The 12,634-nt window shown below is 73.3% G+C and carries 9 protein-coding genes; 7 read left to right on the top strand and 2 right to left on the bottom strand.

The window, feature by feature from the left end; genetic code table 11:
- Positions 1–238 precede the first annotated feature (238 nt).
- From AB0L33_RS31710 to AB0L33_RS31690, 5 genes are all read left to right on the top strand, one after another.
- Positions 239–2,347, top strand: a complete 2,109-nt coding sequence (locus AB0L33_RS31710) for a phosphocholine-specific phospholipase C (RefSeq protein ID WP_365686903.1) — start codon at positions 239–241, stop codon at positions 2,345–2,347.
- A gap of 184 nt (positions 2,348–2,531) precedes the next feature.
- Entirely contained in the window at positions 2,532–4,745 is a 2,214-nt protein-coding gene (locus tag AB0L33_RS31705) for an MMPL family transporter (RefSeq protein WP_365686902.1), read from the top strand.
- Between the two features lie 64 nt (positions 4,746–4,809).
- The gene (locus tag AB0L33_RS31700; RefSeq protein WP_365686900.1) at positions 4,810–5,412 is read left to right on the top strand and encodes a hypothetical protein; all 603 of its coding nucleotides are present in this window, start codon (positions 4,810–4,812) and stop codon (positions 5,410–5,412) included.
- A 215-nt stretch (positions 5,413–5,627) separates the two neighbouring features.
- Complete coding sequence (locus AB0L33_RS31695; RefSeq protein WP_365686899.1) at positions 5,628–5,804, top strand: hypothetical protein; 177 nt, start codon at positions 5,628–5,630, stop codon at positions 5,802–5,804.
- Between the two features lie 76 nt (positions 5,805–5,880).
- Positions 5,881–9,009, top strand: coding sequence for an AAA family ATPase (locus tag AB0L33_RS31690; RefSeq protein WP_365686897.1), 3,129 nt, complete (start codon positions 5,881–5,883; stop codon positions 9,007–9,009).
- A 70-nt stretch (positions 9,010–9,079) separates the two neighbouring features.
- Here the strand turns inward: AB0L33_RS31690 and AB0L33_RS31685 are convergent, their stop codons facing one another.
- Positions 9,080–10,072: a PQQ-dependent sugar dehydrogenase gene (locus AB0L33_RS31685; RefSeq protein ID WP_365686895.1), complete on the bottom strand. Its 993-nt coding sequence runs from the start codon at positions 10,070–10,072 to the stop codon at positions 9,080–9,082.
- Here AB0L33_RS31685 and AB0L33_RS31680 point away from each other — a divergent pair.
- Positions 10,056–10,298 (top strand): hypothetical protein, encoded by a 243-nt coding sequence (locus AB0L33_RS31680; protein ID WP_365686894.1) that lies wholly within the window; start codon positions 10,056–10,058, stop codon positions 10,296–10,298. The two genes, AB0L33_RS31685 and AB0L33_RS31680, sit on opposite strands and share 17 nt — an antisense overlap.
- Before the next feature lie 130 nt (positions 10,299–10,428).
- Here AB0L33_RS31680 and AB0L33_RS31675 read toward each other — a convergent pair whose 3' ends face one another.
- Complete coding sequence (locus tag AB0L33_RS31675) at positions 10,429–11,421, bottom strand: aldo/keto reductase (RefSeq protein WP_365686893.1); 993 nt, start codon at positions 11,419–11,421, stop codon at positions 10,429–10,431.
- 73 nt (positions 11,422–11,494) lie between these two features.
- On the opposite strand from AB0L33_RS31675, the gene AB0L33_RS31670 reads away from it, so the two are divergent.
- Positions 11,495–12,457 carry a 2-hydroxyacid dehydrogenase gene (locus AB0L33_RS31670; RefSeq protein WP_365686892.1) on the top strand — a complete coding sequence of 321 codons (963 nt, stop codon included), beginning with the start codon at positions 11,495–11,497 and terminating at the stop codon, positions 12,455–12,457.
- Positions 12,458–12,634 lie beyond the last annotated feature (177 nt).

The following is a 12,634-nucleotide window of genomic DNA, read 5'->3' as shown; positions in this document are numbered from 1 at the left end:
CGCGGCCGGCGCCCCCCCGCTGCCCCGGGCTACGGGGGGCTTCGGGGCGTGCCCCCTCCCGTGCGCCCCGAAGGGGTGGTGGCGCCGGTCCGCGGACCGGCGCCACCACCCCTTCGGCGTGCTTGGACTTTCGGGCGGACCTGTTGGACGTTAACCACCGGTCCGCGCGCAGTCCTTCCCCGCGCCACCCGGCCTGCATAGCTTCCCCGGTGTGACCACCGGAAATGGGGAGGCTCTTTTGACCACGGACATGTCACGGCGTCGGCTCTTCGCGCTGGGCGGCGGTGCGCTCGGCGCCGCCGCGGCGGGATCGTTCCTGCCGCCGTCGCTGCAGGCCGCCCTCGCCGCGCAGCCCGCCCACGCGGGGCCTGGTGGCGGCGGGCTGCGGGACATCCGGCACGTGGTGATCCTGATGCAGGAGAACCGTTCCTTCGACCACTACTTCGGCACCCTGCGCGGTGTGCGCGGCTTCGCCGACCGCAACGCCGTCGAACTGCCCGGCGGTACGTCGGTGTTCGAGCAGCCCGCCGCGGCCGGCTCCACCGTGCTGCCCTTCCCGGTTCGCGAGGCCGCCGAGGAGCAGCAGAAGGACCTCCAGTACATAGGCGCCCTCGACCACTCCTGGAACGGCGGCGCGAAGGCGTGGGGCGGCGGCTGGATGAACGGCTGGATCAGCGCCAAGACCGCGGCCACGATGGCGTACTACGACCGCCGCGACATCCCGCTGCACTACGAGCTGGCCGACACGTTCACGGTCTGCGACGCGTACCACTCCTCGATCCACAGCTCCACCAGCCCCAACCGCAACCATCTGTGGAGCGGGAAGACCGGCTTCGAGCCGAACGGCAAGCGGGCCGTCGGCAACGACGCGTACAGCGAGGGCACCCACCCCGGCTACGACTGGTCCACCTATGCCGAGCGGCTGGAGAAGGCCGGGCGCAGCTGGCGTACGTACACCGAGTGGGAGAACTTCACCGACAACCAGATCGAGTTCTACGCCACCTTCAAGGCCGTCGCCCGCAAGGCCCTGGCGCGGACCGGCGGCCACACCTACATGGAGTCCTTCTACGCCCAGGTCCGGGGCGCCTCCGAAGCCGAACGGGAGAGGCTGCTCGGCCTGCTCGACGAGGGCGTGGCCACGCTGAACCGGCAGGAGCGCAGCCTGTTCGAGCGGGCGCTGCGCCGGGTCCCGACCGGGACGCTGGCCGAGGAGTTCGCCAAGGACGTGGCGGCCGGGACGCTGCCCGAGGTCTCCTACCTCGTCCCGTCGGCAGTCGACTCGGAGCACCCGAGCGTCTCCTCGCCGGTGCACAGCGCCACCGTCGTCTACAAGATCCTCGACGCGCTCGGCCGGCACCCGGACGTGTGGCGGCACACCGCCGTGCTGATCAACTACGACGAGAACGACGGCTTCTTCGACCACGTCCCGCCGCCCGTCGCGCCTCCCGGCGTGACCGACGAGCAGTGGGAGGGCCGTCCGACCGGTCTCGGCATCCGGGTGCCGATGCTCGTCGTCTCGCCGTGGACCGTGGGCGGCTACGTCTGCTCCGAGGTCTTCGACCACACCTCCGTCATCCGCTTCCTGGAACGCTGGACGGGCGTCGAGGAGCCCAACATCAGCGACTGGCGGCGGCAGGTCACCGGCGACCTCACCTCCGCGTTCGACTTCACCCGGCAGCGGCGGCAGCCGGCCGTGCAGCGGCCCGGGGCGATCCCGCCGCTCAGCGGCCGCTGGTCGCCGAAGCCGCCCGCCGTGCAGCGGCTGCCCGAGCAGGAGCCCGGCGTACGCCCGGCGCGCCCGCTGCCCTACCAGCCCGACGCCCGGGCCCGGCGCACCGACGGTGGCCTGCGGGTGGAGCTCACCAACAGCGGCACCTCGTCCGTCCACTTCGCGCTGTACCCGTACGCCGGTGAGTTCCCGGCTCCGCAGCACCAGGACGTCCGGGGCGACGGGCACTGGACCGTGCCGGTGACGGGGGAGTCGTACCGCTTCACGGTGACCGGGCCGAACGGCTTCCGGCGCGAGTTCGAAGGGCCGGCCGAGGGCGGGGCGGAGGCCGCCGGCCGCGTGGACGGCCGCGACCGCGATCTGCACCTCACCCTGAGCAACAACGGCCGCCGGACCCTGACCTTCCTGGTGCGGCCCCTCGGTTACGCGGACGAGGCCGACCTGAAGGACTGGACCCGTCGCGTCACCGTCAAGCCGGGCCGCAGCCGTACGGTCGTGCACTCGGCGGCCGACGCGCACGGCTGGTACGACCTGGCGGTCACCGCCGAGGGCGAGAGCGGCTTCCGGCGGCGGCTGATGGGGCACATCGAGAACGGCCGGGCGAGCGTCTCCGGCTGACCCGTCGGTCGTGGGGCCTGATCCATCCCGGTGCGGCTCGGGATCAGGCCCTGTGACCATGGCCACGAATGGGACAAAGGATCATCTTCTGCTGTCAGAGTGGCGTTCTCAGGTCATGAGACGTTTACGGCAGATCACCTCATCTGCGGGTAAAGGTCCACGAACCCGCAGGGAGCACGTCCCCTTGGCTGCCATCGCTCGCTGGTGCGTCGCGCACCGCCTCATCGCCGTCCTGATCTGGCTGCTCGCCCTCGGGGGCACGGCCGCCGCCGCGGCCTTCGCGGGGTCCGCCTACAGCAACGACTACGAGGCACCGGGCACCGAGTCCGGGCGGGCCGCGGAGCTGCTGAAGAGCGGGTTCACCGATCTCGGCGGGGACACCGACACCATCGTCTGGCACACCGAGGACTCCACGGTCCGGGCCACCGACGTCGAGCAGAAGATGACCCGCACCCTGCACGCCGTGGAACGGCTGCCCGGGGTCGGGGCCGTCGACAGCCCGTACACGGAGACCGGCGCCGCGCAGATCAGCACCGACGGACACACCGCGTACGCCACCGTCACCTTCGACCGGCGTGCCGACGACGTGCCCCCGGCCCAGGCGCAGGCGGTCGTGGACACGGCCAAGGCGGCCGAGAGCCCGCATCTGCGCGTGGAGCTGGGCGGCCAGGCCGTCGGGCTCACCGAGGCGCACGCCGCGCACCTCAGCGAGGTCGTCGGGGTCGCCGTCGCGGCCGTCGTGCTCTTCCTCGCCTTCGGCTCCCTCGCCGCGAGCCTGCTGCCCATCGCCACCGCCCTCGTCTCGGTCGGCACGGCGTACGCGGGCATCGTGCTCCTCGGACACCTGATGACCGTCGCCGACTTCGCGCCCATGCTCGGCATGCTGATAGGGCTCGGCGTGGGCATCGACTACGCCCTGTTCATCGTCACCCGGCACCGCAGAGGACTGCGGCGCGGCATGACCGTGCCCGAGGCCGCGCAGCACGCGGTGGCGACGACCGGGCGGGCCGTGATCTTCGCCGGGGCCACCGTCTGCATCGCGCTCCTCGGCATGCTGATCCTCCGGCTGAGCTTCCTCAACGGCGTGGCCATCGCCGCCTCGCTCACCGTCGTCCTGACCGTGGCCGCTTCGGTCACCCTGCTGCCGGCCCTGCTCTCGCTCATCGGACTGCGGGCGCTCAGCCGGCGCGAACGGGCCCGGCTGGCCGCGCACGGGCCGCAGCCCGAGCCGCCCACCGGTTTCGCCGCCCGCTGGTCCGCCTTCGTCGAGCGGCACCCCAAGCTCCTGGGCGCCGTGGCCGCCGTGGTGATGCTGGTCCTCGCGCTGCCCACCTTCTCGCTCCACCTCGGCAGCTCCGACCAGGGCAACAACCCGGAGTCCGCCACCACCCGGCAGGCGTACGACCTGCTCGCCGACGGCTTCGGCCCCGGCGTCAACGGACCGCTCACCGTCGCCGCGCACCTCGACGGCGCCGACGACCGGCTCGCGATGGACGCCCTGCCCGCCACCCTGCGCACGGTCGACGGGGTGGCGTGGGCCCAGCCGGTGACGTACAACGCCGCGGGCGACACCGCCTACATCACCGTCGTCCCCGACTCCTCCCCGCAGTCCCGCGCGACCAGCGACCTCGTGGAGCGGCTGCGCGCGGACGTGCTGCCGAAGGCAGCCGACAACACCTCGCTGGAGACCCATGTCGGCGGGGTGACCGCCAGCTACGACGACTTCGCGCAGATCATCATCGGCAAGCTGCCGCTGTTCATCGGCGTCGTCATAGGACTCGGCTGCCTGCTCCTGCTGCTGGCCTTCCGGTCCGTCGGCATCCCGCTGAAGGCGGCGGCGATGAACGTCGCGGCGGTCGCCTCGTCGTTCGGCGTCGTCGTCACGATCTTCCAGTGGGGCTGGGGCAGCGAACTGCTGGGCCTCGGCAGCCCGGGCCCCATCGAACCCTTCCTCCCGGTGATCATGGTCTCCGTGCTCTTCGGCCTCTCCATGGACTACCAGGTCTTCCTGGTCGGCCGGATGTACGAGGAGTGGCTGGAGACCCGCGACAACCGGCGCGCGGTCCGGGTGGGCCTCGCCGAGACCAGCCGGGTCATCAACTCGGCCGCTGTGATCATGATCTCGGTGTTCCTCGCCTTCGTCCTCAGCGGCGACCGCGTCATCGCGATGTTCGGCATCGCCCTCGCGGCGGCCGTCGCCCTCGACGCCTTCGTGCTGCGCACCCTGCTCGTCCCGGCCCTCATGCACCTGCTGGGCGGCGCCAACTGGTGGCTCCCCGGCTGGCTGGAGCGCCGCCTGCCCCGCCTCAGCATCGAACCCCCGGACCGCCCGGTGGTGCGCGCGCCGGTGCCGGGCGTGCGGACGTACGAGGACGAGCCGGCCGGGCGCGTCCACTGACCGCCCGCCCGGTGGACCCGAGCCGTTAAGGGGCCTCTCATCTGCGGCACCTAGCGTGCGCCGCATGAACCCCACCACGCCCGAAGCCGTCGCCGACGGCGAGAAGACGACCGACGAGACGACCGACGAGACGACCGGGAAGACCGACCGCGCCACGCCGGAGCACCCGGAACGGCGGGACCAGGACGAGACGGGCACGGGGGACGCGACCGAGGCGGAGGCCGCTGAGGAGACCGGTGACGACGACACCTCCGAAGAGACCTCCGGGCGGCTCGCCGCCGCCTCCGCGGCCGTCGTCTCCGCCGGACTCGGCGTCGTCGGCCTCACCGGCGCCTGGAGCGGCCGGGTCGCCGCCGAGCGCGAGACCCTGATCGGGCAGATCAAGACCTCGTCCGGCGGCAGCGCGGCCCAGCAGATCAACGAGATCTACGGCGACGCCTGGCACGCCACCGCCCTGGTCAACGGCCTTTTCGGCCTCCTGGCCCTGCTGGTCGGCAGCTACGTCCTGGTCCGGCCCGCCTTCGGCACCCCGGCCCGGCAGCCGCAGGCCGGCTGGGTCCGCGCGGTCGCCCGGGGCGGCATCGCACTCGGCGCCCTCGGCGTGCTGATCTCCATGGCCATGTACTTCGACCTCATCGTCGCCCTGCCCACCGCGACGGCCGGATAGGACGGTCCGCGGCTCCCGGACCCCTCGCCTAAGGCATGTCCGGGGGATTCCGGGGCCCTGAGCGGTGCCGCGGCCCCGGGCCTAAGGCGCCCGCACGCCACAGATGCGCAACACGCCCGATGTGGCGTACCCCCCTGGGGGACGAGAGTGGTGGCACGGCAGAGGAACTGCCGCCACCAAGGCCCGAAAGGGCCCTCACCCCAGGGGGACATCCCATGTTCGCGTACGAACTCCACAAGGTCATGCACGCCGAACTCCTGCGCCGCGCCGACCTCCAGCGCCTCGCCGGCGAGGCGACCCGGGCCCGCCGCGCCCGCCGGACCCCGCGCAAGGAGTCCGGAAGGACGGTGAGTACCAGCGGCGTACGGGACCGGTTCACGCCCGCCGCCTGAGGCAGCGGTGGTGGACCGGGGCCCGGGGCCCCTCAGCCCACGGCTTATTCCGGCCGCACTGTCGGACCCGTGTGCGATGCTCGCCCACGTGGAGACCAGGTCAGTCAGCCCCGTGTTCGTCGGCCGCACCGGCGAACTCAACTCGCTCACCGGCGCGCTCGCCCGCGCCACCAAGGAACCCTCCGGCGCCGCCGGGGGGTTCTGCGGCGCTCCGCAGGCCCTGCTCATCGGCGGCGAGGCCGGAGTCGGCAAGACCCGCCTCGTCGAGGAATTCCTTGCCCTCGCCGCCCGCCGCGACGCCGTCGTCGCCGTCGGCGGCTGCGTCGAGATCGGTGCCGACGGCCTGCCGTACGCCCCCTTCTCGACCGCCCTGCGGGCCCTGCGCCGCGCCCTGCCCGACGAGATGGCCGCCGCCTGCGCCGGCCAGGAGGGCGAACTGGCCCGGCTGCTCCCCGAACTCGGCGAGACCGGCCGCGACGGCAACGACGAGCTCGGCACCGCCCGCCTCTTCGAACTGACCGTCCGGCTCCTGGAGCGCATCTCGGCCGACCGGGCCGTCGTCCTGGTCCTGGAGGACCTGCACTGGGCGGACTCCTCCACCCGCCACCTCCTCGCCTACCTCTTCCGCACCCTGCGCAGCGGCCGGCTCGTCGTCGTCGGCACCTACCGCGCCGACGACATCCACCGCCGCCACCCCCTGCGCCCCCTCCTCGCGGAGATCGACCGGCTGCGCACCGTCCGCCGGATCGAGCTCTCCCGGTTCACCCGGTCCGAGGTCCGCCGCCAGCTCGCCGGCATCCTCGCGGACACCCCCGACCCCGCCCTGGTGGACGAGATATTCGAGCGCTCCGACGGCAACGCCTTCTTCGTGGAGGAGCTGGCCTGCATCCTGGAGTGCGGCGACGGGGACGGAGACGGCCTGCCCGAATCGCTCCGCGACCTCCTCCTCGTGCGCGTCGAGGCCCTGTCCGCCGACGCCCAGAAGGTCGCCCGGATCGTCGCCGAGGGCGGCTCCGCCGTCGAGTACGAACTGCTCGCCGCCGTCGCCGGGCTCAGCGAGGACGACCTCATCGCGGCGCTGCGCACCGCCGTCGGCGCCAACCTGCTCCTGACCACCCCGGAGGGCGACGGCTACCGCTTCCGCCACTCCCTGGTCCGCGAGGCCGTGAGCGACGACCTGCTCCCCGGCGAGCGCTCCCGCCTCAACCGCCGTTACGCACAGGCGCTGGAGGCCGACCCCGCCCTCGTCCACGACGACGAACGCGCGACCCGCCTGGCCAGCTACTGGTACGGCGCGCACGACGCCGCCAAGGCACTGCCCGCCGTCCTGAAGGCATCCGTCCGGGCCCGCCGCCGCAACGCATACGCCGAGCAACTGCGCCTCCTGGAAAGGGCCCTGGAGCTGTGGGACGACGCCCCCGAGGACGTCCGCGGCACCCTGCGCCCCATCGACTACGCCGAGGTCTACCCGACCTGCGGGCGCAACGCCTCGACCCCGCTGACCTACCTCGACCTGATGGCCGAGGCCACCGTCGCCGCCCGCCTCGGCGGGGAGCGCGAACGGGCCTTCACCCTCTGCAAGAAGGCCCTGCGCCTCCTGGAGGGCGAGGACGACGCGCTGCGCGCCGCCTGGTTCTGGGTCCAGCGCTCCCGCCTCGTCCAGGACCTCACGCGCGGCGACGGCTGGGAGGAGCTGGCCACCGCCGAGCGGCTGGTCCGGGGCCTGCCCCCGTCGAAGGTGCACGCGTTCGTCCTGATGCTGGTGGCCGGCTGGGGCGCCCTGCACCGCCCCGGCGCCGAAACCCTGACCGCCGCCGAGCGGGCCGTGGAGTACGCCCAGCTCGTCGGCGACGAGTACATCGAGCTGCACGCCCGGCTCACCCGGGGCTGGCTCAACGCGGACGCGGGCGGCGTGGACGAGGGCATCGCCGAGATGTACGCCGTACGCGACCGGGCCGACGAGCTGGGCCTCATCGACATCATGGGCCGGGCCAGCATCAACCTGCCCTCCACGCTGGAGGCCATGGGCCGCTCGCTGGAAGCGGTGGCCGCCGCCGATCACGGCATCCGCATCTGCCACGAGCACGGCGTCGCGGACATGGAGGCGTGGGTCCGTACCAACCAGGCCATGTCCCTGTTCTCGCTGGGCCGCTGGGACGAGGCCGCGGCCACCGCGGAGGCCGCCGCCCGCAAGTCGCTGTCCCGCAAGTCCCAGGGGCTGGTCGCCTCCCGGCGCACCGAACTCGCCCTCGCCCGGGGCGATCTCGCCGAGGCCGAACGCCAACTCGTCCTGACCCGGCGCTGCTTCGGCTCCAGCGACCCCCAGCCGCAGCACTTCATCAACCCGGTGCGCCACGCCATCCAGATCGCCGCGATGCAGGGCCGGCTGCCCGAGGCGCGCGCCGCCTTCGAGGCGCAGGCCGCCGAGGGCTTCCCCACCGGCACCCAGCGCTACGCCTTCCCCATGCTGTACGCCGTCGCGGCGGCCGAGGCCGACGCCCGCGGCCTCCCCGCCACCGAGCCGGGCCGCCCCGCCGTCCTCGACCTGGTCCGGAGCCACCTCAAGCGGCTGCCGGTCCTCGTCCCGGTCTGGTCCGCCTACGCCCTCCTGGTCGAGGCGGAGCTGGCCCGGGCCGAGGGCGTCGACACCCCGGACCACTGGGAGGGCGCCGCCCGGGCGTTCACCCCGCTGCACCGCCCGTACGAGCTGGCGCAGATCCACCACCGCTGGGCGGAGGCCCTGCTTGTCGCCTCCGGTGACCGGGCCGCCGCCACCGGCCTGCTGCGGGACGCGCACCGCACCGCCGTCCGGCTCGGGGCCCGCCCGCTCACCGAGACCGTCGAGCTGCTGGCCGGCCGCGCCCGCGTCGCCCTGGCCGGGGCGGGCGGCGAGGCCGAGGAGATCCCGGCCGCGGTCGTCGTGCCGGACGGGTCCGGGCCCGCCCGGGACCCCTCCGAGGAGCAGCTGCGGGCCGCCGCGGCCGCGGTGGAGTCCTTCGGGCTGACCCCGCGCGAGCAGGACGTCCACCGGCTGGTCGCGGCGGGCCTCACCAACCGCCGGATCGCCGAGGAGCTGTACATCTCGCCGAAGACCGCGAGCGTCCACGTCTCCAACATCCTGGCCAAGCTGGGCGTGGCCGGCCGGGGCGAGGCCGCGGCCCTGGCCCACCGGCTGCGGCTCTACCCGGTGCCGGAGCAGCGCTGACGGGGGTTAGGGCGTGTTTCGAAAGTCCCGCCTGTCCGGCGGGCGGACGGCGCTACTTCCGAAACACGCCCTACCGGACCTGGACCAGCAGGATCTTGTCGTCGCCCGGCTTCGGTGTGCCCCGGCTGTCCGTCTCGCTCGTGACCAGCCACAGCTTGTCGCCGCCCGCCGCGAGCACCGTCCGCAGCCGGCCGTACTCGCCCTCCAGGAACGCCTGCGGCTCGGCCAGCGGCTCCTTCGCCGCCCCGCCCTCGTAGGAGAGCGGGATGCGCCACAGCCGTTCGCCCCGCAGTCCGGCCATCCAGATGGAGCCCTTGACGTACGCGATGCCACTCGGCGACGCCTCGGAGGTCTTCCACTGGGCGACCGGGTCGTGGAAGCCCTTCTGGTGCGCCGTGCCCTCGACGTCCGGCCAGCCGTAGTTGCCGCCCGGCTCGATCAGATTCAGCTCGTCCCAGGTGTCCTGGCCGAACTCGGAGGCCCACAGCCGCTTCTCCGCGTCCCAGGCGAGGCCCTGGACATTGCGGTGCCCGTACGAATACACCACGGAGTCGCCCTCCGGGTTGCCGTGCAGCGGCTCGCCGTCGGGCGTCATCCGCAGGATCTTGCCCGCCGGCGAATCCGGGTCCTGGGCGCGGTCGTCGTCGCCCGTCTCGCCCGTGCCCGCGTACAGCGCGCCGTCGGGGCCGAAGGCGATCCTGCCCCCGTTGTGGATCTGCCCCTTGGGGATGCCGCGCAGGATGGTGTCCGGGGCGCCGAGCAGCTGGCCGGGCGAGCCGTTCTCGTCGTAGATCATGCGGGCGATGCGGTTGTCCGACGCGGTGGTGAAGTACGCGTACACCTGGTGGTCTGTGCCGAAGTCCGGCGACACGGCGAGGCCGAGCAGCCCGCCCTCACCGGCCGGGGCGACCCCGGGGACCGTGCCGAGGAGCTTCTTCTTGCCGGTCTTCACGTCGATCCGGGTGATCGTGCCCTTGTCCCGGGAGCCGACCAGGAGGTCGCCGCCGGGGAGCGCGGCCAGCCCCCACGGGGAGTTCAGCCCCTCGGTGAGTGTCTGCACCACCTTCGCCGAGCCCTTGGCCGGAGGCCGGCCGGCCGGGGGGCGCGAGACGGACGGCGACGGGGAGGGGGACCCGGCGGCCGACGCGGTGGGGGAGTGCGACGGTGGACTCGCGCCCGCCGGACTTCCCGCCCCCTCCTGCGAGCTGCATCCGGCGGCCAGCAGCAGGGCCCCGGCCGCCAGTACGGCCACCGCGCCCCGCCGCGCCCCGGGGCCGCTCCCGCCGTGACCCGTCCGACGCCCCTCGGAGCCCTGCGCTGATCCCACCACCACACCTGTCCCTTCAACGGCCGCCTGATCTACCGTTCTTACACCGAGCGGACGTGGACCGGGACGCTTTCCGGACCGCAGGACACGTGCTAGTCCCAGGACTCGCGGGGCGCCGGGAGCCGGTCGATCTCCGCCAGGTCGCGTTCCGTCAGGGCCAGCCCGGCCGCGCCCGCGTTCTCCACCGCCCAGTCCGCCCGCTTGGTGCCGGGCACCGGCACCACCTGGGGCCCCTGGTGCAGCACCCACGCCAGGGCCACCTGCGCGGGCGTCGCCCCGTGCCGCTCGGCGATGCGGCGCAGTCCCACCACCAACGGCTGGTTCGCCGCCATCATCTCGGCCGTGAACCGGGGATGCCGGGCCCGCAGGTCCTCCGGCTCGAAGCCCTGGCCCGGCGTCAGCGTCCCCGTCAGGAAGCCGTTGCCCAGCGGCATCGCGGCCAGGAATCCCACGCCCCGGTCCGCGCACCACGGCAGCAGCGACTCCAGCGCCTGCGGCGACCACACCGAGAGCTCCGCCTGCACCGCGCTGACCGGGAAGACCTGCTGCACCCGCTCCAGCTGCCGGATCGTTCCGTCATGCATCCGGGCTCCCGGACGCCGCGACGCCCGCGCACCGACCGCGCACAGCCCCAGCGCCCGCACCTTGCCCGCGCCGACCAGCTCAGCCATGGCGCCCCACGTCTCCTCGACGGGCACCTCGGGGTCGGCGCGGTGGAGTTGGTAGAGGTCGATCACATCGGTCTGCAGCCGCCGCAGCGAGGCGTCGCAGGCCCTCTTCACGTAACCCGGCCTGCCGTTGGCCACGATGTGCTGATCGCCCACCAGGAGACCGCACTTGGTGGACACGAACGCCTCCGCACGCCGCCCCTTGAGGGCCCGGCCCACCAGCAGCTCATTGGTGAAGGGGCCGTACATGTCGGCGGTGTCGAGCAGATCGACGCCCGCGTCCAGTGCCGCGTGCACCGCCCGCAGCGCGCGGTCGCCCCGCTGCTGCGAGGCGCTGTACGCCCAGCTCATCGGCATGCAGCCGAGACCGACCGCCCCCACGGCGAGCGCCGCCGCACCGAGACTCCTGCGCTCCAACTCCCGAACCCCTCTCGCACCGCCGACCAACCTAACCTCTGCGTGCCGAAGGGCTTCGCATAGCCTCCTGGCCATGACTTCCACCACGCGCTCCGCCCCCGCCCCCGAGGTCTGGCTGCCCCTCCCGGCCGACGGGATCGAGGGGCTTCCCGACGGTCTGACGTACCACTTCTGGGACGGCGGGAAGGACTACCCGGCCGACCCCGCCGACTGCGCCTACTACGTCGTGCCCTACATGAAGAGCACGGAGGTCGCGGTCCGGCCGCTCGCCGCGATGAGCCGCGTCCAGGTCGTGCAGACGCTGTCGGCGGGCACCGACAACGTCGAGCCGGGCCTCGTCGGACTGCACGCGGGCGTCAGGGTGTGCAACGCCAAGGGCGTCCACGAGGCGTCCACCGCCGAGCTGGCCCTCGCGCTGATCCTGGCCTCGCTGCGCGGGTTCCCCGGCTTCGTGCACGGCCAGGACCACGAGGAGTGGCGGTCCGGCTTCTACCCGGCGCTCGCCGACAAGTCCGTGCTGATCGTGGGGTACGGATCGATCGGCTCGGCCATCGAGGACCGGCTCGCGCCGTTCGAGTGCGCGCGGGTCGCACGCGTCGCGCGCTCCGCACGGACAACCGCACGCGGGCCCGTACACACACTCGACGACCTCCCGGCCCTGCTGCCCGAGGCCGACGTGGTCGTCCTCTCCACCCCGCTGAACCCCTCCACACAGGGGCTGGTGGGCGCGGAGTTCCTCGCCGCGATGCGCGACGGGGCGCTCCTGGTGAACGTCGCGCGGGGCGGAGTGGTCGACACCAAGGCCCTGTTGTCCGAACTCGAGTCCGGCCGACTGCGCGCCGCCCTGGACGTCACCGACCCGGAACCGCTGCCTTCCGGCCATCCCCTCTGGCATGCTCCCCATGTGCTCATCACCCCGCACGTCGGCGGCAGCACCTCCGCGTTCCTGCCGCGCGCCAAGCGGCTGATCGCCGGACAGCTCACCCGCTTCGCCGCGGGGGAGCCGCTGGACAACGTCGTCCGCACCACCGGCTGACCACGCAACGAGCGCGCGCCGTTCCCCTCCGTGGCCGCAACACCGCAGGTCGTCACGGAGAGTAGAGGAACTATGTCCCTGAGTGACGAGTCTGGTGTATCGTCCCGAAAGGGGTGTCGCGCCGTGGCAGGGACGGCGCCGGGGAGCCAGCCACACGCGAGGGGGCGACGGGCGATG

The sequence above is a fragment of the Streptomyces sp. NPDC052299 genome (assembly GCF_040679335.1).
Lineage (GTDB): Bacteria > Actinomycetota > Actinomycetes > Streptomycetales > Streptomycetaceae > Streptomyces.
This window is presented reverse-complemented; position numbering and strand designations above follow the sequence as displayed.